26 protein-coding genes and 1 pseudogene are annotated in these 22945 nt (G+C 68.9%); 10 read left to right on the plus strand and 17 right to left on the minus strand.

What is annotated here, in order from left to right; all coding sequences use genetic code 11:
* Window positions 1–30: 30 nt before the first annotated feature.
* From KBX63_RS11635 to KBX63_RS11690, 12 genes are all read right to left on the minus strand, one after another.
* The gene (locus KBX63_RS11635) at window positions 31–1824 is read right to left on the minus strand and encodes a replication initiator (protein WP_210911024.1); all 1794 of its coding nucleotides are present in this window, start codon (window positions 1822–1824) and stop codon (window positions 31–33) included.
* Complete coding sequence (locus KBX63_RS11640; RefSeq protein ID WP_210911025.1) at window positions 1824–2090, minus strand: hypothetical protein; 267 nt, start codon at window positions 2088–2090, stop codon at window positions 1824–1826. Before KBX63_RS11640 ends, KBX63_RS11635 begins: the two co-directional genes overlap by 1 nt.
* Window positions 2087–2815 (minus strand): hypothetical protein, encoded by a 729-nt coding sequence (locus tag KBX63_RS11645; protein ID WP_210911026.1) that lies wholly within the window; start codon window positions 2813–2815, stop codon window positions 2087–2089. The genes KBX63_RS11640 and KBX63_RS11645 overlap by 4 nt, the downstream gene beginning before the upstream one ends.
* Complete coding sequence (locus KBX63_RS11650) at window positions 2802–3098, minus strand: hypothetical protein (protein WP_210911027.1); 297 nt, start codon at window positions 3096–3098, stop codon at window positions 2802–2804. Before KBX63_RS11650 ends, KBX63_RS11645 begins: the two co-directional genes overlap by 14 nt.
* On the minus strand, window positions 3095–3478 hold the full coding sequence (locus tag KBX63_RS11655) for an RRQRL motif-containing zinc-binding protein (RefSeq protein WP_210911028.1): 384 nt from the start codon (window positions 3476–3478) through the stop codon (window positions 3095–3097). Before KBX63_RS11655 ends, KBX63_RS11650 begins: the two co-directional genes overlap by 4 nt.
* 2 nt (window positions 3479–3480) lie before the next feature.
* Window positions 3481–3774 carry a hypothetical protein gene (locus tag KBX63_RS11660; RefSeq protein WP_210911029.1) on the minus strand — a complete coding sequence of 98 codons (294 nt, stop codon included), beginning with the start codon at window positions 3772–3774 and terminating at the stop codon, window positions 3481–3483.
* Entirely contained in the window at window positions 3771–4211 is a 441-nt protein-coding gene (locus tag KBX63_RS11665) for a hypothetical protein (RefSeq protein ID WP_210911030.1), read from the minus strand. Before KBX63_RS11665 ends, KBX63_RS11660 begins: the two co-directional genes overlap by 4 nt.
* A gap of 85 nt (window positions 4212–4296) precedes the next feature.
* The gene (locus KBX63_RS11670; protein ID WP_210911031.1) at window positions 4297–4506 is read right to left on the minus strand and encodes a hypothetical protein; all 210 of its coding nucleotides are present in this window, start codon (window positions 4504–4506) and stop codon (window positions 4297–4299) included.
* Entirely contained in the window at window positions 4503–5372 is an 870-nt protein-coding gene (locus KBX63_RS11675; RefSeq protein ID WP_210911032.1) for an FtsK/SpoIIIE domain-containing protein, read from the minus strand. The genes KBX63_RS11670 and KBX63_RS11675 overlap by 4 nt, the downstream gene beginning before the upstream one ends.
* Before the next feature lie 85 nt (window positions 5373–5457).
* Window positions 5458–5607, minus strand: a complete 150-nt coding sequence (locus tag KBX63_RS11680) for a hypothetical protein (RefSeq protein ID WP_210911033.1) — start codon at window positions 5605–5607, stop codon at window positions 5458–5460.
* A gap of 3 nt (window positions 5608–5610) precedes the next feature.
* Window positions 5611–6489 carry a hypothetical protein gene (locus KBX63_RS11685; protein ID WP_210911034.1) on the minus strand — a complete coding sequence of 293 codons (879 nt, stop codon included), beginning with the start codon at window positions 6487–6489 and terminating at the stop codon, window positions 5611–5613.
* Between the two features lie 298 nt (window positions 6490–6787).
* Window positions 6788–7108, minus strand: coding sequence for a hypothetical protein (locus tag KBX63_RS11690; protein WP_089003163.1), 321 nt, complete (start codon window positions 7106–7108; stop codon window positions 6788–6790).
* Window positions 7109–7430: 322 nt separating this feature from the next.
* On the opposite strand from KBX63_RS11690, the gene KBX63_RS11695 reads away from it, so the two are divergent.
* On the plus strand, window positions 7431–8573 hold the full coding sequence (locus KBX63_RS11695) for an XRE family transcriptional regulator (RefSeq protein ID WP_210911035.1): 1143 nt from the start codon (window positions 7431–7433) through the stop codon (window positions 8571–8573).
* Here KBX63_RS11695 and KBX63_RS36695 read toward each other — a convergent pair.
* Window positions 8560–8820, minus strand: coding sequence for a helix-turn-helix domain-containing protein (locus KBX63_RS36695; protein ID WP_210911036.1), 261 nt, complete (start codon window positions 8818–8820; stop codon window positions 8560–8562). The genes KBX63_RS11695 and KBX63_RS36695 overlap by 14 nt on opposite strands.
* A gap of 311 nt (window positions 8821–9131) precedes the next feature.
* Between KBX63_RS36695 and KBX63_RS11705 the strand changes: the two genes are divergently transcribed.
* The gene (locus tag KBX63_RS11705) at window positions 9132–9473 is read left to right on the plus strand and encodes a hypothetical protein (protein WP_210911037.1); all 342 of its coding nucleotides are present in this window, start codon (window positions 9132–9134) and stop codon (window positions 9471–9473) included.
* A 25-nt stretch (window positions 9474–9498) separates the two neighbouring features.
* Here the strand turns inward: KBX63_RS11705 and KBX63_RS11710 are convergent, their stop codons facing one another.
* Complete coding sequence (locus KBX63_RS11710) at window positions 9499–9756, minus strand: hypothetical protein (protein ID WP_210911038.1); 258 nt, start codon at window positions 9754–9756, stop codon at window positions 9499–9501.
* A gap of 589 nt (window positions 9757–10345) precedes the next feature.
* On the opposite strand from KBX63_RS11710, the gene KBX63_RS11715 reads away from it, so the two are divergent.
* Entirely contained in the window at window positions 10346–10876 is a 531-nt protein-coding gene (locus tag KBX63_RS11715) for a hypothetical protein (RefSeq protein WP_210911039.1), read from the plus strand.
* Between the two features lie 260 nt (window positions 10877–11136).
* Here KBX63_RS11715 and KBX63_RS11720 read toward each other — a convergent pair whose 3' ends face one another.
* Both KBX63_RS11720 and KBX63_RS11725 read right to left on the minus strand, forming a co-directional pair.
* Complete coding sequence (locus KBX63_RS11720; protein ID WP_210911040.1) at window positions 11137–14481, minus strand: type ISP restriction/modification enzyme; 3345 nt, start codon at window positions 14479–14481, stop codon at window positions 11137–11139.
* Window positions 14482–14599: 118 nt separating this feature from the next.
* The gene (locus KBX63_RS11725; protein WP_210911041.1) at window positions 14600–14923 is read right to left on the minus strand and encodes a hypothetical protein; all 324 of its coding nucleotides are present in this window, start codon (window positions 14921–14923) and stop codon (window positions 14600–14602) included.
* A gap of 356 nt (window positions 14924–15279) precedes the next feature.
* Between KBX63_RS11725 and KBX63_RS11730 the strand changes: the two genes are divergently transcribed.
* Both KBX63_RS11730 and KBX63_RS11735 read left to right on the plus strand, forming a co-directional pair.
* A complete protein-coding gene (locus KBX63_RS11730) occupies window positions 15280–16224 on the plus strand; it encodes an acyltransferase domain-containing protein (protein WP_210911042.1) in 945 nt (314 codons plus the stop codon).
* A gap of 112 nt (window positions 16225–16336) precedes the next feature.
* Window positions 16337–16984 (plus strand): 2'-5' RNA ligase family protein, encoded by a 648-nt coding sequence (locus KBX63_RS11735; RefSeq protein ID WP_210911043.1) that lies wholly within the window; start codon window positions 16337–16339, stop codon window positions 16982–16984.
* Between the two features lie 147 nt (window positions 16985–17131).
* Here the strand turns inward: KBX63_RS11735 and KBX63_RS11740 are convergent, their stop codons facing one another.
* Window positions 17132–17809 carry a TMEM175 family protein gene (locus tag KBX63_RS11740; protein ID WP_210911044.1) on the minus strand — a complete coding sequence of 226 codons (678 nt, stop codon included), beginning with the start codon at window positions 17807–17809 and terminating at the stop codon, window positions 17132–17134.
* A 187-nt stretch (window positions 17810–17996) separates the two neighbouring features.
* Between KBX63_RS11740 and KBX63_RS11745 the strand changes: the two genes are divergently transcribed.
* The 5 genes and pseudogenes from KBX63_RS11745 to KBX63_RS11765 all read left to right on the plus strand — a co-directional run bounded on the left by KBX63_RS11745 (window position 17997) and on the right by KBX63_RS11765 (window position 22906).
* On the plus strand, window positions 17997–18548 hold the full coding sequence (locus KBX63_RS11745; RefSeq protein WP_210911045.1) for an RNA polymerase sigma factor: 552 nt from the start codon (window positions 17997–17999) through the stop codon (window positions 18546–18548).
* Window positions 18548–19558, plus strand: coding sequence for a CU044_5270 family protein (locus KBX63_RS11750; RefSeq protein WP_210911046.1), 1011 nt, complete (start codon window positions 18548–18550; stop codon window positions 19556–19558). The genes KBX63_RS11745 and KBX63_RS11750 overlap by 1 nt, the downstream gene beginning before the upstream one ends.
* Before the next feature lie 221 nt (window positions 19559–19779).
* Window positions 19780–20883, plus strand: coding sequence for a septum site-determining protein Ssd (ssd, locus tag KBX63_RS11755; RefSeq protein WP_210911047.1), 1104 nt, complete (start codon window positions 19780–19782; stop codon window positions 20881–20883).
* A pseudogene (locus KBX63_RS11760) lies at window positions 20880–21503 on the plus strand (ATPase, T2SS/T4P/T4SS family); the annotation flags it as partial. The gene ssd and the pseudogene KBX63_RS11760, both read left to right, overlap by 4 nt.
* Before the next feature lie 8 nt (window positions 21504–21511).
* Window positions 21512–22906 carry a recombinase family protein gene (locus tag KBX63_RS11765; RefSeq protein ID WP_210911048.1) on the plus strand — a complete coding sequence of 465 codons (1395 nt, stop codon included), beginning with the start codon at window positions 21512–21514 and terminating at the stop codon, window positions 22904–22906.
* Window positions 22907–22945 lie beyond the last annotated feature (39 nt).

The following is a 22945-nucleotide window of genomic DNA, read 5'->3' on the forward strand; positions in this document are numbered from 1 at the left end:
AGCGGGATGACCTCCTCAGGTCTGTCGGGATCAGGCAGCAGCCGGCACCGTGCCGGCCGGAGTGGCACCAAGTTCGTGGGCGAGTTCTTCGCGGCCGGTGGTGCGTCGTTCGCGTGCCATGGCGGCGGCGGTGTTGGCGAGCAGGGCGTCACCCGAGGTGTGCCAGCCGACGCCGGCGAAGGTGAGGGTGCCGACGATGAGCGTGGTGTCATCGTCGAGGTGCTCGACTGCCCGGAGGCTGCCGGTGTGCTCGTCGCCCTGGTGCTGATGCTGGTGCTCAAGGCGGCGGTAGGCGATGCGGGTGCCTCGCAGGAATTGGAAGGTCACCGAGTAGCGGCGGGCTTTGGTGAGGAAGTGGCCGCCGTAGCCGAGCATGTGAGCCCATCGGCGCAGCCGGGCGTAAGGGTTGGTGGCCTGTGGTCTGCTGGCGGGTTGGGCGTCAAGTGCGGCTTGACGCGCGGCGATGCAGACGGGGCAGGCGGCGTAGCGGGTGTGGGTGCCGCAGTCGGGGCACTCCCAGCGATCGACGAAGCCGGGCGTGGGTCGTGGGTCGCGGGGCCGCTCCAACAGAGGGACCGGGGTTCCGGTGGGTCGGCCGATGCGCCAGCAGGCGTCGATGAGGCGGGCGGTGTGATCGCCGTCGGGGTCGGCGTAGTCCCCGATGCTGTCGGCGGTCAGGCGGGTGGAGGTGTGCCCGGTGGCCTCGGTGCTTTTGGTGGCGTACTTGGCAAGGTAGCCGGCGACCATGCCGTCGGTGACGTCCCCGTCGGCCCCGGTGGTGATGGGGCGGATGTCGAGTTGCTCGCCCCAGGCGATGAGCCAGCCGTCGGGCCGGTCAGGGTGCGGCGGGGTGTGGAAGGCGACCTGTCGGGCGGCGTGGCGGAACGCGTCGACCAGTTCGGTAACGCCGAACCCGGCGGGCGGGGGAATGATGGCGTCGGGGTCCTGGTCGTTGACGCCGTCGAGGCGGGCGATGGCGTGGAAGTGGACCGCTCCGCGTGCTTGAAGTTCGGCGACCTTGCCCGGTGACAGCCGCACCGGAGCAACCTTGCGGATGTTGCCCGAGGCGGTGACGACCTCCACGCGGGGGATGCCCCGGCGGCGGGCGAGCTTGGCTAGGTGGCGTTCCGCGGCTTGCTTGGTGCGGTGCCACAGCTCGCCCGAGAACAGGTTCCACACCACCTGGTGCTCGTGGTCATAGCAGTCCAGGCACAACGGGTGCCCGAGCACCGCGTCCCCGGCCTCATGGCGAGCCCAGCAGACAGCGGGCCGACCATGCGGACAGAGACCGACGTCGCGGCGGGCGTGGCACGGCTCGGCGCGGCAGTCGCAACGGCGGCGGTTGCCGCAGGTGTGCCGCTTGACCACCCGCGCGTGAACCGGACCGAAGGACGGGGCCGTGAACGTCGGGAACACCGCCGGGTGCTGGGCGACGGTATCGGGGATGCCCTTGCCGCCGACGAGGCCGGCGCGCAGGAGCTGGAAGGCGTCGCGCTGATAGGTCTGCGCGCACGACGGGCAGACCGTGGCGCGGCGATTGCCGCAGGCGGTGTAAATCGCGGCGTCAGGCATCGCGTCGGTGTGCCGCTGGTCCAACACGCGGCCGGTGCCCTGCTCGACGGTGAGGAGTTGGCCGGCGAGGCGGATGGGTCGGGTGCAGCCGGCGGCGGCCCGGACGTGGTCGATCCAGTCGAAGTAGTCGGGTTGGGTGGCGCGTTCGAAGGCGGAGCCGGCGGCGGTGTAGGTGATGACGGGCGGGACTTCGGCGTTCGAGCCCACACCCCGGGCCGAAGTCCGGGGTGTGAGGTCCAGCGTCGAGGCCATCAGCCGCCGACCTCGGTGAGGTGGCGGGTGGTGATGGTGCGTTCGGTGACGATGACCCGGCAGGCGCCGCACTGGCGCTTAGCCGGTTCGTGCCGACGGCACGGGATGGTGGTGGTCTGTTCGCCGCAGCGGATGGTGACCGGTGTCCGGCAGGGTCCGCCAGGGATGACGTCGACGAGGGTCCGTCGGATGTCGAACGGGTGCGGGCCGGGGAAGGCGGGGCAGGTGTGGGTGACCTGCTCGATGTCGACGATGGCGATGCTCATCGGGCACCGCTGGTGATGGTGGCGAGGAGTTGCCCGGCGACGGCCGGGGTGACGTCGAGCCGGTCGACCAGCTCGGCGGTGGTGATGGGCTTGCCGGTGGCCTGTTCGTGCTGCACGGCTGCGAAGCGGGCAGTGGGCAGCAGGTGGGCAGGGACGTCGACCGGCTCCGGGGCCGGCGTGGTGACAGGTTCCGGCTCGACGGCCGGGGTCGGTTCGGGGGTCGGGGTGATGGCGGCCGGTGGTGCCGGCTCGGTGGTGACCTGCTCGGCCACCTGAACACGGATCGGCTCGACCGGCTCGGTGGCCGGTGAGGTGTCCTCACTGGTGGCGGGTGCCGGGGCGAGGACGAGTTTGACCAGGGCCATGAACGCCAAGGCGGGAACGGCCGACAGGAGCCAGCCGGAGGGACCGGGTTTGGCGACCGCCAATTGTGCGGCCAGGGAGAGGCCGGCGGCGGCGATGAGCAGGGTGATCGGGTAGCCGATGGGAGCGCCGGCACGGCGGCGTCGGCGGATGGTCAACAGGGCGGCGATGGGGACGAGTTCCGAGATGACGGCGTTGGCCCAGCCGAACCATTCCCCGGTGCCGGTCGGGGAGTTGGCGAGGGTCCAGTCTTTAACGTGGGTGAAGGAGGCAGCTCCGGCGAAGCCGGCGACGGTGAGCAGGATGAGGACCAGGACGACACCCTCCACCCGGGTGCCGGTGCGGCGATCAGTGCGCGGCATTGGTGGTCACCTCCCCGGCGGTGACGACGCGCTCTTCGGCGACGAGGCCGGCGAGGCCGACGGCGATGGCGTTGCAGGTGGCGCACTGGTCGCCGTCGGCGACGGTGCAGTCGGTGAGGTGGGCTTCGTGGATGATGCGGATGGATTCGGCGTAGTAGCCGGACAGGAACCGCTCGAAGGACAGCTCGCCGCGGGCAGCGAAGTCACCGGCGATGACGGTCACGGCGTAGCCGTCCGGGGTCATCCGCTCCTGAGCGGCGAGGTTCGTGATGGCGGCAGTCATTCGGCACCTCCGTGGCAGTCGAGGCAGCAGCCGTAGCGGCGAGGGATGTAGTAGGGCTTCACCTGGCCGCAGTGCCGGCAGGTACGGCGGGCGCGGAGCGCCTTAGCGATGGCCTCCCGCTGGGCGGGGGTGGCGGTGCGCTTGGGTGCGGCGAGGTCGAGGCGGTAGAGGTAGGCGACCCGCTTGCCGCGCCGCCAGAGGATCTGAGCCACCGGGTCATGCCCGGCCGGTCGGAGGCCGGCGGCGCGCAGTTGCCGGCGAGTGGCCAGGCCACCCGGTGCGGTCAGGTAGGGGAAGGTGGGGAACCCGTAGCGGGTGCCGTCCGGGTCGTAGAACTCAACGGCCAGACCAGTGGCCGGCTGAGTAGCGGTGATGGTCATGACTAGCCTCCCCAGCGCTGCTGGGCAGCCTGACGGGAGATGCCGAGGCGGGAACCGATTTCGGCCCAGGAGTAGCCGAAGGCCCGCAGGCCGATCACGGCTTCGGTGATCGCGTCGTCGATGACCGACGACAGGGCAACCAGGTCGCGCAGGGCTTCCACATCTCCGGTCGCGACACGGCGGCCGTGCGCGCGGATGATGCGCCGAGCGAAGCCGGCGAACTCGTCGTTCTCCACGACAGTCCGGTGCTTCAGTTGTTGCCCGAACGGCGTCAAGGACTTCTTGACGGTGCTCATGCGTTCTCGCCTCCCTGGGTGCGGAGGCGGTCCCACTCATCGGCAGCGGCTTCCAGAGCCGCTACGACCTGCTCGGCGGTGCGGGCCGGGTCGTCGTTCCACGAGTAGGGCGAGGTGTACTCGTCGAGCAGGTAGCCGTCCTCGTCGATGAAGAAGACCGGGGCGGTGGTGTCGAGGTAGTCGACGAACACGCCGAGGGCGGCGAGGTAGTCGGCGAGGGTGTCGGGGTCGAGGTGTGAGAAGTGCTCGACGGTGTGCCCGGTGCAGGCGATGCCGATGGCCCCGGCGGCGCAGGCCGGCGGAGTCGGGTTGTCGGTGGTGTGGGCGTAGTAGGTGCCCTGGTGCCAGCCGTGCCGGCGTAGGTAGAGGGCAGCCATCCGCAGCAGGTCAGCGGGTGTGACCGGGGCTGCGGTGGGTGGGTTTTGGGTAGCCTTCATGGCAACCACGTCCTTTCGAGGGCTGTTGGTTGGTGGTCGGCAGGACCGGCGAGCTTGCGAGGCAGATCCGGTCCTGTCGGCCGTGCTATCGGGCGCGGAGCCGCAGGTAGCGGCGGTGGCGGTTGTCGTCACCCGGCGCGCGGGTGGGTGCGGAGACGTAGACGAGCCGGCCGCTGCGGGCGACGGCCTGGACGAGAGCGGCGATGTCCTCGGGACTGCCGGTGATCCACAGTTCCGTGAACTGTGCGGCCCGCTGGTTGCTTGCCTTGGCGTAGGTCCGCTCGCGGGTGCTCATGCCACGGCCTCCCACTCAGAGGTAGAGCCGACCGGGACGGATAAGCCGGTGGGTCGGCGGATCCAGGCGGCGTAGTCGGCAATGCCGGCGATCTGGGCATCCGACAGGTAGGCGACCTTGATGCGGCGGGGAACGCCGCCTTCGGCGATGAGGTAGGCCGCCCCCTGGTTGCTGGGCGAGATGTCGGTGGCCGAGTAGCCCTGCTCCGCCCAGCCGTGACCCAGCACGATGTTGGAGCTGTTAGGTGTGGTGCAGCGGAACGCGGCACGGTAGCCGAACAGGTCCCGCAGGCTGGTCGGGATGATGTCGAAGGACGGTCGCTGCGTGGCGGCGACGACGGGGATGCCGGCAGCACGCCCTCGGGCGACGAGGTCGCGGACCAGGGCGACGAACTCTTCCTGCTCCTGCTTGCTGCCGATGGTGGCCGAGTAGAAGGCGATCTCGTCAATGAGCGTGGTGATGACCGACAGGCCGTCAGCGGCGGTGAGCTTGCGGCGCCCATGAGCGCGCAGCCAGGCGTAGCGGTTGTTCATCACCTGCTGGAGCCGTCGAAGGACGGTCAGCGCGGCGGTGATGTCGGGGCCGATGAACGCATCAGCGCAGTCCTCCCACTGCCCGAGTTCGACGAGCTTGCCGTCGAGGAGCACGAGGCGGGAATCGACGGCGAGGGCGGCGTGGGCGGCAATGGCGTTGAGCAGGCCGCTTTTGCCTCCGCCGGGTTCGCCGCCGGCGAGGAGGTTGCGGTAGGCGAGGGTGATGTAGACGGGCTGACCGAACTCGTCGATGCCGACGAAGATGGGGTCGAACATCGACAAGCCAGGCCCCACCGGAACCCCCGCAGCAGGGGCGGGTGTCGTGGCGGTCATGGGTGCCCTCCTTGGGCAGTAGGTGGGCGCGGAGAGCCACACGAACGAGCCGCAGGGCTCTCCGCGTCCATGGGTTGGGTTGGGGTCAGATCAATCCGTCGTCGTGCAGCTCGTCATGCCGATCGGCGTCGAGCTCGGCGTCACGACGCCGGTCCCACGAGCGGCCCTCTTGGCCGCAGGCGTAGCAGTGGAAGTAGAAGCCGTCGGTGGCCTCGTCGTACTCGATCTGCGTCACCGGTCAGATCCAGTCGGAGACGTCGTCCGTGTCGGACGGCGCGGACGATGCCGCGGGCTTGCTGCCGTTTGCGGAGGTGGTGGCCGGTTTCTTCTGCACCGGCAGGGTGATGACGGGTGCGTCGACGTCGGGCAGGTCCAGAGCCGTCGGAATCACCGGCGCAGGCCGGTCGGCGGTCGGGGTGTCGGGGTGGATGACGTCGACCAGCGGGGAGCCGACCGTGGCGGTCAGCACCTCGCGGCGTTTGATGTCGAACCGCAGGTAGGCGGCGTTGCCGTCGGAGGCCCGCTCAACCAGGGCGGTGGCGGCGTGGCAGGCGACCGCGATGCGGTCGAGGCGGCCCTCCAGGTCGGCGAGGGAGAGGCCGGGTCGCAGGTAGACCCAGACCCGCTCGCCGACCGGCGTGGGCTTGGCCCACAGGATCAGCGGCAGGCTGCCGGACTGGTTGGCGATGATGAACTGCGCGAAGCACACGCGCAGCCGATGCCGCACGATCAGGCACCAGGTCCAGGCAACCAAGGCTCTGCGGCAGGCCGGGACGGCGGCGGGAACGCCGACGACCAGGACCAGGACCACCAGGGTCACCGGGGCGGGGGTGCGGTTGGCCAGCTGCACCCAGAAGGTGAGCACCGCGACCGTCAGGACGATCTCGGGGGTCCACCACCACAGCAGCCGTAGGACCGGCCAGATGCGGACCAGCAGCCAGGCCAGCGCACCGCACGGGGTGCCGATGGCCGCGCCGATGAACAGCCCCAGGATGGGGTGAACGGACGAGGCGGCCACCACGGCCGCGAGAAGGCCGATGATGACCGCCGTGAGGATGAACGCCAACCGGGCGTTGCGGGCCGAGGAACGGTGGACCTTGGCCTCGATGACCGTCACCGTCTGGTTGCTTCTGCCGCCGAAGGGGCGGCGGGGGCTAGACTTGGACACGACGAGTCCTCCCAATCGCGAGTTGGGTTGGATGAGTGGAGGGCACGGGGTCGGCAGGTTTGGACGCCAGTACCGACCCCGCGCCAGCTCTTACGGGATGTGACCACCGGGCGTGGTCACCAGGCCGAGAACGTTGGACGCCAGAGCCGCCCTCGGACTGCCTTCTTCACTTGTGGATCAGCGGACCTCAGGCCGCTTCGGGGTTGCCACGGACACCAGTGGCGAACACAGCACGGTGATCGAGGGCCTACTTCGCCGCCGAGGTACCAGCCTTCGGCTTCAGCGAGATCGCACGGAACGCGACGCCGTTGCGCCCGTTGGTCGCCCACGGGATGGCCTCCAACTGCTCGACAGCGACGAGCTGTCCCACCGTCACGCCCGGCTTCTCACCCGCCGTGGTGATGGTGATGATCTCGCCGCCAGTCTCGTCGAGAACGAAGACCTGGGTCGACCACATGAGCCGGCCAGTGTTCTTCTCCGACCGCTGGTTGCCGTTCTGGTCGTTCTTCGGCTCCGGGTCCTTCGTCACCTGGACCTGCTTGCTCTGGGTGTCCACGTACAGCTTCACGAGATACCTCCTGTGGTCTAGGCGCATCCCCTGATGGATGACTGCCTCACTTTCAAAGTACCAACTCAGTTGGTACTGCGCCAGACTCCAACCGGAGTTCTTCCGGCGTTTCGCTGACACCCAAACGATCGCCTTCACTGCGCCAGAACGACAGGTGTCACTGCGGTGACAGGTCTAAGTCCCCTCGCCATGTCCCCTGGGTCGGGGCGATACTGGACTTATGGCTGACGTGGCTGCTGACCTCGACCGACCCGTCTGGGCGACCAGGCTGAGGGCTGAGCGCACCGCACGGGGGTGGTCGCAGGGGGAAGCTGTGCGTGCCATGCGCGCGCACGCCGCCGAGCAACTCCCGGCCGACAGCACCATGCTTCGGAATTGGAAGCGGTGGGAGGCGGGAAGCTCCGAGCCTGACGCCTTCTACAAGGCCCTCATCGCTAAGACGTTCGGCACCGTCACGGCTGCGTTCTTCCCGCCGGCGGCACCTCATGAGGCTGACGCGGAACTAATCGCGGGAACCGGCATGGAGACGGTGGAGATTCTTGCCCGCCTCCGTAGCTCCGACGTATCGAACGCCACTCTTGAAGCGCTGCGGATCACCGCTGATCGTCTGTGCTGCGAGTACCCCTATATGGCACCGGAGCAGCTACGGGTGGAGGGCCGCGCGTGGCTGCGCCGGATCACCGCACTGAAGGATCGCCGGCTAACCCTCGCTCAGCACCAGGAGGTGTTGACCCTGGCGGGCTGGGTCGCGTTGCTCGTTGGCTGCGTGGAGTACGACATGGGCCTTCGTCACGTTGCCGAAGGCACCCGCAAGGCGGCGTTGACACTCGGCGAGGAAGCCGGCAATGCCGCCATCTCAGGCTGGGCCTACGAGATGCGAGCCTGGTACGCGCTGACGCAAGGCGACTACCGAGGCGTCATCGCGGCCGCTGAGGCAGGCGAGGCAGTTGCCAGCCATGACGGGGCGGCCGTGCAGCTGGCCGCGCAGCGCGCCAAGGCGTGGGCACGGCTCGGCGACAGACGACAGGTGGAGACGGCATTGGACAAGGGCCGCACGTTGCTTGAATCCTTGCCGTATCCCGAGGACACCGACCACCACTTCGTGGTGGACCCGGCAAAGTTCGACTTCTACGCCATGGACTGCTACCGCATCGCAGGAGAAGACCGCCTCGCAGAGATGTATGCCCGTGAGGTAATCCGTTCCTCGACGGACCCGGACGGGACCGACCGAAAGCCGATGCGCCAAGCGGAAGCCCGGATAACGCTGGGCGTGGTGGCGGCTAGGGCAGGCGACCTAGAGAGGGCAGTCTCTTACGGGCGGCAGGCGCTAGAGGGAGGTCGCAAGTCGCTGCCCTCACTGCTGCTGGTCTCGAAGGAACTGGCGACGCTGGTGCGCGAGCGATACCCGAAGGAACCGGAGGCCACCTCGTACCTCGATGAGGTGCGAACCCTCAGCGCGAGCTGACCACGCCGTCGTCTCCGTCCCCGCTTGCTCGGCTTGTACGACCGCCGACGCCTGGGCGTGGGCGACTTTCATGCCAGGTCATGATTCGGCTCGGGCGCCACATGTGCGTGCGGCCCACCGTGGCATCCGGCTCCGGCATCTGACCCCGCTTCCGGTAGTTCGTCACCGTCGCGACTTTGATTCCGAGGTACGCCGCTACGTCGGAGGTCGTCCACCACTCCGCAGTCGTGTCAGGGCCAGATTCCACGGCTCCATTCTGGCACCAACGGCCAATGGCGGCCGAGGCCGACGACCGGCACTGGCTAGGAAACCGACGGGAGGCATATGTTGCCTTCTATGGGACCAGGGGACGCGCCAATCCTGCCGGGTCGCCGGCCGGCGGCAGGCAAACCGTTGGTGCGCTCGCCGCGCCATTGGCCGTGGGTGGTTCTCTCGCTTCTAGCCGTGCTGTGTACCGGGGTCGTAGCAGTGCCCGTGTCGTGGGCCGTCCTGCGGCAGGCGAAAGCAGAGCGAGGTGAGGCAACACCGGACGCGGCCGTAAACGTGTACGTACTCCAGATGAGCAGCGGAGAGCAGATCGGCCTGTCGCGGGTGCTGGCCGGCAGGCGTCATGACGAGCTGCTGCGGCAGTGGCGTGAGTACCGCGGCGAGATGGAACGCGCCAACGTGCCGTCGAAGCTTGAGGTGGTCGGACGGATTGACGTCGAGGACCAGGGCGACGACCGCGCGGCGGTGACCGCCCAGGTCCATGCGATCTGGTGGCACGAGCAGATCAACCTCAGCGGTACAGCCCACCCGTGGCGGTTCGAGACTCGGCGAGACGCCGGGGGCTGGCGTGTGTGGTCAGCCGACCTGCCGCCGTGGTGCGGTGTGCACGTCCGGGCAGACGCCTGCCGTTGAGCGCTATCGGGTCCGACCGGTCCATCTAATGAGTCCGCCGGCGGGTGGACTCTTGCCGGATCGCCTCCGTGAGATCCCGCCACGTGCCGGCCGAGGCCTTCATCATCCGGCCGACCATCGAGCGGGCAGCGGGTTCGTCCGGGAAGTCGTACGAGACTTCCTGCCCCCCGTCACCGCCGAGGCGGCCTCGCACTCGCCAGAGCCGACCGTCGGAGAGCAGCCAGATGTCCCGCCGGGCGATGCGACCCCACGACCCGTTCCACCAGCGCCCCCGTACCTCCACCGGCAACAATCTAGTCGAACACACGTACGATCCGACCGGCTGCCGGCGAGGTTGTGCAAAGTTTCTGTACGTCTTCAAGGCGGCCCGAGACGGGCCGCACGCGCCGCCGCCTGGGCGCGCGTCCGTCGCTCCGCTGGCGCTCCGACTCCGGCCACGCAGAACGCCCGGCGGCTGGCGCGGAGAGCGGGAAGCCCGGGGCCGCCGCAGACGGTAGCGGCGAGAGTGGTTGAGGTTTGTGAGCCGGCAGCCGGCCGGGCCGCGCCCGATCGGCGCGGCGGAGTAAGGGCATGCCGGGTCCGCGCGGCGGGTCGCGGCGGCGGGTGGGTCGCGGTTACCGCTGCCTCCGGCGGGGGCGCAACGACTCCGAGATGGCCGGGGGTCCGTCGGCGGGTCGCGGTCCGTGGGTGGTTGCGCAGGGCCATCCCGCCAGCCGACGACCCGGGCGAGCCGAGCAGACCACCGCCCGGCCCGCCAGCGTCCGAACGTGCGTCAAGGTCCGCTTGACGTGGCGGGCCGGGCGGCGGCCCGCTCCCCAGGAGGGCGGGTCGGCGGCAGACGGGATGGCAGCAACCACGTATGGTTTCGCTGTGTGAAGTTCATGCTCACATATGAAGGTCCGCTCGCGACAAACGGCCGGCCGAGCCAGAAACATGACATCCGTCTGGCGCTGCACCCGCAGCTAAGGGAGCTTTGGCAGCATAAGCCGTTGGCACAGTTCTATGACATGGGTGGTCCGAACGTGTCCACGGTTGGCGGATACGACTTCTGCTCGGTGGTTCATCCACGCTGGAACTTTCGAGCGCACCTGGAGATCTTGATGCTCCGCCCAGAAGCCCCCGGAGGTGTAGTGAAGCCAAGGGGTGACATCGACAACCGCTTAAAGACCCTCTTTGATGCGCTTACCCGCCCGACTCAACCGCAGGACATTCCGTCGGGGTGGACACCAGGTGATGATCAAAAGCCGTTACATTGTTTGCTCGATGACGACAGCTTGATAACAGGATTCACTGTGCGAACCGACCGGCTTCTGGCAGCGCCGACCCAGTCTCACATGAAACTGGTAATTGGCGTCGAAGTGGAAAATACGGCCGCCTTCGGTGGACTTGCTGTCCTGGGATGAGCCACTGAGGGGCCGGCCCGCCGTTGAGTGACTAGCTGGGTGACGACTGACGCGAGCAACGACGGACAGACGTGGACGATAGAGGACGCGGCGTCAGCAGCTCACCCGCGCTGCTTCGCAGCTCACCAGCTTGTGATCATTCCTTCGGGACGAGGAGGTCAAGCCCCGTCAGCGAGACTGCCGGCGGAGATTGACATGCATAGGAGCGTCGGGATGGCAGTGAGGCTACGGTCGGCGCTTCAGGTTCGGTGCAGGCTCGATCACCAAAGCGGGACGGGATCTTCAGGCGACACTGCTACGGGCTTGGCCACCTTGCGAGCATCGGGCGGTACGGGCAAAACTCCGGCTTTCTTCAGCGTGTCGACAGTTACCAGCGGCCCGACGACGATCTCGTCGAGCAGGGCCGCTTGGTCAGGCTCCAGTTCGATGAGTAGCCCCAGCACGTTGAGCAGGTCGATCAGCTCAATGGTGTAGTCGTCAGGCCAGTGATCAAGCTGGAGGCTGTTCAGCGCGGAGACGCGGCGATCGCCCATCATCGGCCGATCCCTGCTGCGACGGCGGTAGCTGAACCACTTGTCCAACACGTTGACCCCAGAGACCTCGTAGTTGCGCATCTTTGGGGTTACGTTGCCAATCCGGCCATCGCCGACGATCAACTCGTGCTTGTCGGCGTCGTAGCCGAGCCGGCCGTCGGGCATGTGCTCTGGATCGCCCGGGATGGCGTGTCCAGGAAGCACCTTCGGCGCGGTCTTCGGACCGAGGCGTGGGCTACGCCTGGGCTTGTCGGCTGCTGCGTCGTAGAAGCGTTGGCCGTAGCTGTGAAGCCAAAGCACTCGTTGGCCGATCTCAACGGCACGTCGAAATAGGTCTGCATTGGCGGTAAGTGGGACTCGGATGCCAGGGGTGCTCAGGTCTTCGGCGAAGGTTGCAGGGAAAGCAGGGTTTGCGAGCACGGCCGCCAGGTAGGCAAAAAGGTCGGATGCGCGGACTTGCCTGCTGTAGGCGTTGGCGAGGTGCTCCAGCAGGCCCGGTACTACGTTGGATGCCAAGCCGTCCCGATCTAGCCACAGCGGGTAAGTCCTGCCGCCGAAACTTCCTTTGTAGTGGTGCAGGTCGGGTACTTCTGAAGTGAAGGTGACGGCTGGGCCGCCGGTCGGTGCAATGTCGTGCGGGGCTGTCAGGTAGAGCTGCCGATCTGAGCGCAGTGACCAGAGGGTGGGGTTGGGCTGATTGATTAGGCGCTTGTCCGGAATGATCCACTGCCGGTCAAAGGATCGGTAGCCAACTCGGACCGGCGTCGGACAGGGTCCGGTCTCATCACCGATGGGAGTACGGGTGGCCGGAAAGCCCGGCAAGCCATCTGAAAGTACGGTGTCGACTCTTCGATCTCGCTTGTGCTCGGACAGCAAGTTCGGCTTGTCCGCAGACTTCGCCGTGGTCAACGCACGCCAACGCTCGGCCAACGTGTCCTGGTCCGGCGCAATCACCCAAGTCCGGCCCGGCATCATGCCCGACCCGGAATACCGCAGCAGATCGTCTAGGCTCGGGAAACCTGCCCATAGGCCACCGCTCGCGGGCAGGAATGGTGCTCGCCAGTCGTCCGGGCAGTCCTGCCAACCGTCACTCGCCAGCGAGACCACGCCGAGGGCGGCGCATTTGTCCGTACGTCGGCCCTTGGGCAGGCTACGGAACCGCACCGGGGCTGGCTCGTCCGCCTTAGTTGATCCGTCGCGCACGGCGAGCACGATGCAGACCGGTTGCTGCACTCCCTGGAAAATGCGGGTGTTCGTATCCGCCTGGTGCCCGTCGGGCGAGCAGTCAATCACCCAAATCTGGTCGGCAGTCCCGCGCAGGTACTCGCGCATCCGTTGGAAGCCTGACCCATCAAGGAAACCAGCGACGGTGATGAAGCAGATGACGCCACGGCCGGCCTCAGGATGACGGTCGAAGACCTTCCAGGTGGCCCAGCGCCAGAAGTAGACGTACGGGTTGTAGAGGTGTTTGACGTGGGCACTTACGCCCCAGCCAGCCGGTGGCACAAAGTCGGCCAGCGGGGCGGCTTGGCCTACGTTTGGGTTCCCCGACTCGATCCAGCCGCCCTTGCCACGCGATTTGTCCTTGTACGGCGGGTTGCCAAGCACCACAAGGACCGGCTCTTCGCGCTTGATCCTGTTGGCGGCGCGGCGTGAACGGGCGATCGGCTCGTAGAGCGAGCCAAGGCCCTGTTCCTCGGCGAATGGGTTGCCAAGGGTGTCGGTCACATAGGTGCGGAGGGTGCCCTCCGGTAGCGTCCCCGCCCCCAAGCTGACCAGCTCGGCCAGAATTCGCAGTTGCGCGACAGCAAATGGTCCGAGTTGAATTTCGAAGCCGATCAGGCGGGACAAAGCTGCGGTGATGCCTGCCGGGACGGCCCCTTCGCCTCGGTCGTCGGCGATCCGCTCGGCAATCACTCTGACGACTTCCAGCAGGAAGGTCCCGGTGCCCAGGGCGGGATCGATCAGGGTGACGGCATTGTTGGCCAGCCCGTCGTGGAGGTTGAGCCTGTCCCGCAGCAGCTCGTCAACCAGCCGGGTCATCGCTCGCACTACTTCAACCGGTGTGTAGTAGGAGCCGGTCTTACGGCGCAGGCTGCTGTCGTATTCGGCGAGAAAGTCCTCGTAGAAGTACAGCCAGACGTCTGGATCACCCTTGGAAATCGCCGGCCAATCCACACTGCCTAGCACGCGGCTCAGAGTGGCAACGGAGGTCGCGAGGGCGTTGTCCTTAACCACAGGGTCGGTCAACACCCGTAGCGCGGTGCCGATCAGCGAGTGGGTGGCCGCCAGCTTCTTGGCCGCTCCATCCAGCCCGCTTGACAGGCTGACCCCTTGAGCGCGGGCTAGCAGGAGGCCGAAGGTGACCGCCTGGGCGTAGCCGTCGGCGAACTGTTCGTGGGTTGCTTCGGGGAACAGCAGGTTACGCCAGTCGGCAAAAAGCCCAGTCAACGTTCGGTCTGACTGGTCGAGCTGCTCAGCAACCTCGGCACGCACCAAACGGCAGAGCCGAGCGCTTACCTCGGCCAACTGCTTGGGGGTGCGGGGTGGTATCGGGGCCCACGAGAAAAAGTCGTGGAAGAGGGATAGAAGTTGAGCGGGTGCAGCAAGAGCCGCGCCGCTGACGTACAGGTCGTCTGTGAGCTGGACGATCTGACCGACCAGTTGCCCGTTCCGCCACAGGGAGAACGAGCCGCCGTCGGAGTAGATCAAGTTGGGCAGCGCCTGAAGCTTCCGCCACTGCTCCTTATCGTGCGGGTCCTTAAACCGACGGGGGTCCGCGCCCTTCCCTGGTGCCTTCAGCTCGACAAACCCGATTAGCCCCTGCTGGTAGCTCACCGCGAAGTCCGGCCGGGTCTTGAGGTCAGACAGAGAAGACTCGCCCACCAGCACAAGCGCGGCTCGATCAAGCTCACACAGGGCGGCAAGGTCGGCGAGCAGCTGCTCAGTCGGAGCCCGAAGCTGGTCCTCCGGCTCACCCCGGACCGCTGGCGAGACGAGCTTGTCCTTCGCCGCCTTACCGAACCGCGAAACTGCCGATTCCAGCGTCAACCCGGCCACATCCACCCCCACCGGCTCAGGGCCTCGGGAACCGGGCCCTTGATCATGCCCATCGCATTATTCACGCCGCTCCCGACAGTGTGGGGGCACGCGGCAGGCGAAGAGCAGGTTCAGTGTCGAGCGGGCTGAATCATCCGCCGTTCCAGAGAGTGGCGCTCACGCCGCGGCCTTCCGGGAGGCGAAGCTGATGCTCCTCGGCGAGATGAGCGAAGGCCTCCTCGCTTCCGTTCAGGCGGTGCACAGTCATGCATGGTCGACCGCCGTAGTGGCGCGAGATGTCGTCGAAGACGTCGAGCGCTTGATGGAACGCCTCGTAGAGCGCGGCTCCACCGGCTCGGCCCTCTTCTGAGCCCGCCACCGAGATGCAGACAGTCCATGTGCCGAGAGGGGTGGTCGTGTAGTCGGCGATGACCTTGATCGGGTCCCCCGACGATCGGTTACTTCTCTTGCCCATCTATCTCCTCCTGCCAACGTCTATCGACGAGCATGCCAGACCGCAGCAGCAACGGAGCAGCTCCTCTGAAGGGATGTCAGCGAGCAGCGAAGCAGCAGGAAGGCAGCGAGATCCTCGATGTGGATCGGTCCCGAAGGTCAACCGACGACGCCCGGCACCTGGTCGTCGATACTGGCCATCACCGGCCGGCACTGGCCGACAGCTTGAGGCCGCATCCCCCCGACGGGGGTCGTCCCTTTCCGGTGGGAGCGCCACCGCAGGTCACGGGTCGTCCTCGGTCACGCTCGGGGTAGTCGCTGCCGTCTCCCTCGATGTGCGCGGGAGGGGCGATCCCACCGGCCGGTAGGGTCGGCGGCGTGGATCTGGACGACACCGCCTCCCGGCTCGGGGTGCCCGTCGAGGACGTCGACCGCGTGCACCAGCTCGCCGGCGACCGGCCGTCGGCTCCGCTGCCCGCCAAGGCCGACGCGCCCGCGATCCTCGACCGGCTCGCGGTGCGGCCGGACGACGTCGCCGAGATCATGGCGGGCTGGCCCGACCCCGACTCTCCGCTGTGGACTCCGGAGCTGCGCTGGCTGTTGGACCGCTCGATCGCCCTGGTCCGCGCCGATCTCGGGAGCCACGGCTGGCTGTCGCCCGGTCCGGCGCTGCCGCGTGAACGGGGCCCCGCCTGGCGGCATCTCTACGTGTACGCGTACCTGGCCCTGGTCGACGTCGTCACGGGGTACCACCGCGACCACGGCGTCGCCGATGCCGTGTCGTGGGTGACCCTCGCGGACCTGGGCCGCAACCTCGCGATCGACCGGCGGATGCACCGCGAGGGCTGGCCGGTCATGCAGAGCTGGCTGACGCTGCACGCGCGCGGCGGCATCTACGAGCTGGGCCGGCTGCAGCACCAGCGCGGCGGCACCGTCATCGACCTGCACATCCCCGACTCCGGGCCATTGACCCCGGAGGCGGTCGCGGCATCGCTCGACGAGGCCCGCGCGTTCTTCCCGCGCCACTTTCCCGACGAGCGCTACACGGCGTTCTCCTGCGGCTCGTGGCTGCTCGACCCGCAGCTGCTGGAGTACCTGCCCGCGGACTCCAACATCGTCCGGTTCCAGCGGAGATTCGAGCTGGAGCCCTACGAGGAGCCGGAAGGGCTGGACGCCGACGTCGAGGTGCTGCGGTTCGGGTTCCGCACCCTGACCACGCCGCTCGACCAGCTGCCACGCCGCACGGTTCTCCAGCGCGCGATCGTCGACCACCTGAAGGCCGGCCGTCACTGGCAGTGGCGGCGCGGCCGCTTCCCGATCTAGCCACCCCCTGGCGGGCTGTTTCACCGGGGACGGCAACTGCGAACAATGACCACGCGGTAACTCAGGAACCCGAAGACGCCGAGGGCCTGTCGGACATCCAGTGGGGGAGAAGATGCCCGCTCCGATCGAGCACGTCGACAAGATGCAGGACCACTGGTGGTGGCGGCCAGGCTGGCAGGCGGGCCGCCACTACTACGCCTGCCACTTCAGCGTCGGAGAGCATGCCGAGCTGGCGGAACTGGCGCGGCGCTACCAGGAGTCGCTACGAACGTTTCCCGGCCTCGACCTCATCCCCTCCACCTGGCTGCACCTGACGATGCAGGGGATCGGCTTCATCGACGACCTGGACGACGAGCAGGTTGCACGTTTGCAGCACGGGATCCGAGAGAGGCTCGCGGGGCTTTCCGCGCCTGTCGTCACGTTCCACCGGCCTGTCGTTCGTAAGGAGGCTGTCTACCTCCCCGCCGATCCGCCGGCCCCCATCGCGACGGTGCGTGACGCGGTGCGGGAAGTGCTTGGTCATGTCCTCGGCGAGGACGACGCGGAGTTGGCGCCCGAGCACGCGCGGAGCTTTCGACCGCATGTGAGCGTCGCGTACTCGAACACGGCCCAGTCAGCCGAACCCATCGCAGCAGCGCTGGAGCGGGTTGAGGTTGGGCCGGCCGTGGTGAAGCTCGATCAAGTAGGTCTCCTCGAGTTCCACCGCGACCACCGGATGTACGAGTGGACCCGGTCGGAGCCGGTGCGTATCGGGCAGTGAGCAGCTACGGGTGTTCGAACGCCGGCACGATCACCCGGTGGCAAGGACCTGGTGGAACGGCGCATGAGAGGACGAGGCCCGGTTGGCTTCGGTACGGGTGGGAACGATCGAGGTAGCGGCCCCTGTCCTTCCCACTCCCAAGGGGGGTTACTCCCGACCGCCGCCACCGCGCCGACGCTTCGGCCGGGCGATCTCACCCGCTATTGGCAGCCAGTAGAAGGGGATCAGCGCGGTGATCACGGCCACGCCGAGGACGGGGACCAGGGCACCCAGCACCACTCCGGCGGCGATCCAGAAGGGTGCGATCCGGAAACGCCTGCTGATGGCTCTCGCGCCGCCGGGATCGACGGTGGCGCCCAGCAGTCGATGATCACGGCGCGCGTACGCCCAGATCGCGTTGAACAGAGAAGCTGCCACTCCGAGCGCGATGCCGTAGAAGACGACGGCGGTGCGCTGCCCATGTCCGTCGCGGAACGCGGCGGCCAGCACGGAAGCGGCGAATGGCAGGAACGCGATGGTCATCAGCAGCAGGGTGTTGAGCAACAGCACCACCCGGTCGACGCCGCGGAGGTGGTCGAACATGACGTGGTGGTTGGCCCACACCTGCCCGATGAGAAGGAAGGTGAGGGCGTAAGCAAGGTAGGACGGCCACAACGCAGCGAGACCGTGGATCAGGTGCCGGGTGTCCTCCGGCGGGTGGATCTCCAGGACGAGCAGGGTGATGGAGATCGCGAAGACCGCGTCGCTGAAGGCGACGAGCCGTACGGGTTTGCGCTCCGCGCCGAAGGCCGTTGACCTTCCTGGTTCGCGAACAGGTTCTGCCACCGCCCAAGCCTGGGACACCGGACACGGCTACGCGCGCAGCCGGGCGGCGTGTCATCCAACACCGTGAGCCAGGAGAGCAGCGGCGGGAGAGCCTCCGCCAGCAACGCAGGCCGCCCGCTGCGGTAATCCTCGCGTCGCTCGCGACACAAGCCAGGGTGAGAGTCGTCGAGGCAGTGGGGAGTTCGGGGTGGGTCCACCGGAGAGACGCGACGAGGCCTGGTTCACCAGCCTCTATGCCGCCGAGTACGCGCACATCGTGAGGTACGGCCAGCGCCGACTCGACGACGGGTACGCGTCAGCGGAACTCGCTCAGGAGGTCTTCGTCGTCGCCTGGCGGCGTCGCGGCGAGGTGCCGGACCACAGCCTGCCCTGGCTGTACGGGGTGGCCCGGCGCCTGCTGGCGAACCAGTGGAGGTCCCGGCGCGCCGCTCCGGACGTCCTGCCGATCACCGACGCCGACCTGGATCGGGGGGCGCACCCGTCCGGCGCCGACGTGACCGTGGGGGTCACCGACGTCCGGGTGGCCCTGGCCACGCTCGGCGACCTCGATCAGGAGATCCTCCGGCTGATCGGCTGGGAGGAGCTGACGGTCTCCGAGGCGGCCCAGGTTCTGGGCTGTACCCGCGCGACCGCGGCGGTGCGACTGCACCGTGCCCGCCGCCGCCTCACCGAAGCCATGTCAGACCAGCCCGCCCCGCCCCGGCGCGCGGTGTTGGCGAGCACTCGAGAGGATCTGTGATGTTCGGAGCAGAGCGAACCCGTACCCTTCTCGGCCCGGTGGACCCGGCCCGGAACATCGCCGTCACGCCGCCGCCGGTCTCGGCGCACGACCTGATCGACCGCGCCGGTGCCACCGAGTCGGCCGTTGGCCATCGCCGCGTACGACCGACCCGCCGGCTGGTCCTGGCGGCCGGGACGCTCGCGGTCGCGGCCGGCGCCGTGGCGGTGCTTCAGCCGTTCGAGGGGGCCGCCCCGCACACCTCGGACGTGCCGGGTGCCGCAGCGGGATCGGTGCTCGTGCCGGTCGCGTACCAGTTCGACTCGGACCCGCCGGCGGCCGGCCCGCAGCTGCGCGCACTGGCCGGCGCGCTCGTCGACACGGAGTACGACAACCGCAGCGGGCGCTACATGTACCACCACACGAAGCTGTGGGGCGACCCGGTGATGACCTCCGCCGACGGCCGACACCGTGTCGCCTTCGCCGACGAGACGAAGGTCTGGCAGGCCGCCGACGGGACCGGTAACCAGGTCACCATCCAACTGGAACCGCAGTACCCCGATCAGGAATCCCGGGACTACTGGCAGCGCAATCTCGGGAAGGGCCCCGCCGTCGCCGGCACCCCCGCGCCCGCCACCGTCCCGCTGCCACCCATGGCCCTCACGGCTCCGTCGGCTGACCGGTCGCAGCTCCGCGAACTGCTGAAGGCCGCCTACGGCGCGGGTGCGGTGAGCAAGGAGGTCAGCACGATCTACGGGCGGTACGTCGTACCGCGTCAGACCCGCGCGGAGATCCTGCGGATCCTCGCCGACGTTCCGGGCTTCCGGTGGCGAGGTCGGGTGACGGACCGTGCCGGCCGGACGGGCGTAGCGGTCACCTTCGACGATCGCCCGCACGACGCGCAGTCTCTGCTGATCTTCGACCCGAGGACGGGCGAACTGCTCGCTTACGAGCGCCTGACGCTCGCGCCCGTCCGGATCAGCTCGTACAAAGTGATCATCGCTACCGCCTGGACCGACCGAGTCGGCTGACCGAGGACAGCGGGGCCGCTCCCTCGGGAGCGGCCTCGCTGCGCTTTCCATCGAGGCGGAGCATCGGCCGGACATCCCCGCGCACGTAGCAGATCAACTGTCTCGCCGGGCGTTGTCCACAGCCCCCGGCGTTGTCCACAGGCGGCGTGGTCGGGGCGGATTGCGGGGCGGATCCCGAGCAGGGTCGGCGGCACAACCGAGCCCGACCGCTGGAGGCCGCGATGCCACCCCGTACCTCCGTTCCGCCGATCCGCCGACTGCCGCTGGTCGTCACGGAGGACGGCGACCTGCTCGACGACCTGCTCCGGCTCGCCGCCGCCGGCGGCACCGAGGTGGAGCTCGCCGCCGACCCGGCCGCCGCCCGCACCCGTTGGCTCCCCGCACCGCTGGTGCTGCTCGGCGCCGACCAGGCGCAGCCGTGCCTGCGGGCCCGGCTGCCGCAGCGATCCCGGCTGGTGCTGGTCGGCCGGACCGGCCAGCTCGACCCCGGCTGGCAGATCGCCGAGCTGATCGGCGCCGAGCACGTCGCCACGCTGCCCGCCGCTGAGCCGTGGCTGGTGGATCGGTTCGCCGAGCAGGGCTCGGACCGGCCGGACGGCTCCGGCGCCCGGATCGTCGCGCTGCTCGGTGGTCGGGGCGGCGCCGGGGCGAGTGTGCTCGCCGGCGGGCTCGCCGTCACCGCCGCCCGGTCGCGGCTGCGCACCCTGCTCGTCGACGCCGATCCGCTCGGCGGTGGCCTCGACCTCGTGCTGGGCTGGGAGCAACTGGACGGGCTGCGCTGGCCGTCGCTCACCGGTGCGGACGGACGGGTCGACGCCCCGGCGCTGGTCCGGGCCCTGCCCAGCCGGGGCGACCTGGTGGTGCTCTCCTGGGATCGCGGCGACCTGCTGGCCCTGCCCGCGGCGGCGATGGCCGCCACCGTCGACGCTGCCCGGCGCGGCCGGGACTTCGTGGTCGTCGACCTCCCCCGGCAACTGGACGACGCCGCCGTGATCGCGTTGCAGGCGGCCGATCAGGCGTTCATCGTCGTCCCGGCCGAGCTGCGTGCCACGGCGGCCGCCGCGCGAGTGGTGGCGGCCGCCGCCCCGCACTGTGCCACCCTCTCGGTGGTGGTGCGCGGCCCCGCGCCGGGCCACTTGCGAGCGACCGAGGTGGCACGGGCACTCGGTCTTCCCCTCGCCGGCACGCTGCGCCCCGAGCCGGGGCTCTGCCGCGGCCTGGAACGGGGCGAGGCGCCGGCCGCCGGCGGGAAGGGCCCGCTGGCCACGCTCTGCCAGCGGATCGTCACCGACCTCACCGGCGTGCCGGCGACGGGTGCGGCATGACCGGCCGGCCGGAGGACCACAGCCTCGCCGCACGGGTGCGGCAACGGATCGCCGCCGCCACCACCCCGGTCACCCCGGCGGCCATCGTCTCCGCGGTGCGGGCCGAGCCCACCACCGCGGTGCTCGGTGACACCACCGTGCTGCGGATCGCCGACCGGGTCCACGACGACCTCGTCGGCGCCGGGCCGCTGGCATCACTGCTGGGCGATCCGGAGGTGACCGACGTGCTGGTCAACGGCACCCGGGTCTGGGCCGACCGGGGAGCGGGGTTGCACCAGGTCGCGGTGCCGGTGGGCTCGGTGGAGGATGTCCGCCGGTTGGCGCAGCGGCTGATCGCCAGCGCCGGGCGGCGGCTCGACGACGGCTCCCCGTGCGCGGACGCGCGGCTTCCGGACGGCACCCGGCTGCACGCCGTTCTGCCCCCGGTGGCGACCGAGGGCCCCTACCTGTCCCTGCGGACCTTCCGGCACCGCCCGTTCACCCTCGACGAGTTGGTGCGCCAGGGGACTGTGCCACGACCGGTGGCACCACTGCTCGCCGCCGTCGTCGCGGCCCGGCTGGCGTACCTGGTCACCGGCGGCACCGGGTCGGGCAAGACTAACCAATCGGTTGTGCTACTGTCCAGCGCATGACGAAACGACCTGCCGCGAAGTACCGGCGGATCTCCCAGGACCGGGAAGGTCAGGAACTCGGCGTACAGCGCCAGGACGAAGACCTCGACGCGCTGGCTGAGCGGCGCGGCCTGGTCTACGTCGCCGACTTCGTCGACAACGACCTCGGCGCGTCGAGCCGGTCACAGAAGCCGCGGCCGGAGTATCGCCGGATGCTCGAAGCCGCCCGGGCCGGCGAGTTCGAGGTGGTCGCCACGTACACCACCGGCCGACTGACCCGACGCCCCCGTGAGTTCGAGGACCTCATCGACCTGGCCGTCGAGCACGGCATCGAGTTCGCCTACATCCGGTCGCCGGAGTTCGATCTACGGACCGCTCAGGGTCGCCGGATCGCCCGCACCCTCGCCGCCCAGGACGCCGGAGAGGCCGAAGAGATGGGCGAGCGGGTCGCCCGTGCCGCCCAGCAGCGCGCCGAGCGCGGACTCAACCACGGCGGCCGGCGCTGCTACGGGTACACCAAGGACGGTCTGCACATCGAGCCCACCGAGGCGGCCGAGGTGACCAAGATGGCGGACCAGCTGCTCGCCGGCGTGCCCCTCGGCGCGGTCACCCGCGACCTCAACAGCAGGGGCGTGCTCACCGTCCGGGGCAACAAGTGGTCACCCGGGACTGCGCGTGACCTACTCCGCCGGCCCCGGCTAGCGGGGCTGTCGGAGTACCGAGGCAAGATCGTCGGTAAGGGCCAGTGGCCCGCCATCCTCTCCGAGGAGGTTCACGCGGCGCTGGTCACCTTGCTCAACGACCCGTCGAGGCGGACCACCACGGGCAACCGGGCCGCCTACCTGCTCTCGGGTATCGCCAGGTGCGGCAAGTGCGGCGGGTCGATCACCTCCGCTGGCGTCAAGCGCGACCAGGCGAGCGAGACCTACCGGTACATCTACAAGTGCCGGGCCGGGGCGTGCGTCGGCCGGCGCCGGGATTGGGTCGACGACTTCGTGACCGCGGTGGTGCTGGAGCGGCTGGCCCGGGCCGACGCGCGTGACCTCCTGGTCGACGACGACCGGCCCGACGTGCCGGCACTACGGGAGGAAGCTCTTGCGCTGCGGGTCCGGCTCGACGACTTGGCCGCCGCGTTCGCCGACGGCACGATCGACCGCGGCCAGTTGCGCACCGGATCGGAGCGCATCCGTGGGCGGCTCGACGAGATCGATGCCGCCGTCTCGCACAGCAGTCGGGCCCCGGTGCTCGCCGAGCTGGTCACCGCCGACGACGTACGGGCCGTATGGGATCGGATGAGCCTCGAGCGGCAGCGGGCCGTGATCCAGACCTTGATGAGCGTGGTGCTCTACCCCGGCGGCGGTGGCCGCCGCGACTTCGACCCAACCAAGGTTGAGATCACCTGGAAGACCTGACCCAACAACTGAATGCGCCCCCGGCGGTGCTCGCAACAC

This window comes from Micromonospora sp. U21, assembly GCF_018070045.1.
Lineage (GTDB): Bacteria > Actinomycetota > Actinomycetes > Mycobacteriales > Micromonosporaceae > Micromonospora.

Coding starts and splice junctions, on each gene's coding strand:
- KBX63_RS11675 (WP_210911032.1), bottom strand. CDS start 5,372: ATGACCGCCACGACACCCGCCCCTGCTGCGGGGGTTCCGGTGGGGCCT.
- ssd (WP_210911047.1), top strand. CDS start 19,780: ATGCCACCCCGTACCTCCGTTCCGCCGATCCGCCGACTGCCGCTGGTC.
- KBX63_RS11645 (WP_210911026.1), bottom strand. CDS start 2,815: ATGCCGCGCACTGATCGCCGCACCGGCACCCGGGTGGAGGGTGTCGTC.
- KBX63_RS11695 (WP_210911035.1), top strand. CDS start 7,431: ATGCGCGCGCACGCCGCCGAGCAACTCCCGGCCGACAGCACCATGCTT.
- KBX63_RS11665 (WP_210911030.1), bottom strand. CDS start 4,211: ATGAAGGCTACCCAAAACCCACCCACCGCAGCCCCGGTCACACCCGCT.
- KBX63_RS11735 (WP_210911043.1), top strand. CDS start 16,337: ATGCCCGCTCCGATCGAGCACGTCGACAAGATGCAGGACCACTGGTGG.
- KBX63_RS11655 (WP_210911028.1), bottom strand. CDS start 3,478: ATGACCATCACCGCTACTCAGCCGGCCACTGGTCTGGCCGTTGAGTTC.
- KBX63_RS11660 (WP_210911029.1), bottom strand. CDS start 3,774: ATGAGCACCGTCAAGAAGTCCTTGACGCCGTTCGGGCAACAACTGAAG.
- KBX63_RS11725 (WP_210911041.1), bottom strand. CDS start 14,923: ATGGGCAAGAGAAGTAACCGATCGTCGGGGGACCCGATCAAGGTCATC.
- KBX63_RS11765 (WP_210911048.1), top strand. CDS start 21,512: ATGACGAAACGACCTGCCGCGAAGTACCGGCGGATCTCCCAGGACCGG.
- KBX63_RS11640 (WP_210911025.1), bottom strand. CDS start 2,090: ATGAGCATCGCCATCGTCGACATCGAGCAGGTCACCCACACCTGCCCC.
- KBX63_RS11650 (WP_210911027.1), bottom strand. CDS start 3,098: ATGACTGCCGCCATCACGAACCTCGCCGCTCAGGAGCGGATGACCCCG.
- KBX63_RS11705 (WP_210911037.1), top strand. CDS start 9,132: ATGAGCAGCGGAGAGCAGATCGGCCTGTCGCGGGTGCTGGCCGGCAGG.
- KBX63_RS11670 (WP_210911031.1), bottom strand. CDS start 4,506: ATGAGCACCCGCGAGCGGACCTACGCCAAGGCAAGCAACCAGCGGGCC.
- KBX63_RS11635 (WP_210911024.1), bottom strand. CDS start 1,824: ATGGCCTCGACGCTGGACCTCACACCCCGGACTTCGGCCCGGGGTGTG.
- KBX63_RS11750 (WP_210911046.1), top strand. CDS start 18,548: ATGTTCGGAGCAGAGCGAACCCGTACCCTTCTCGGCCCGGTGGACCCG.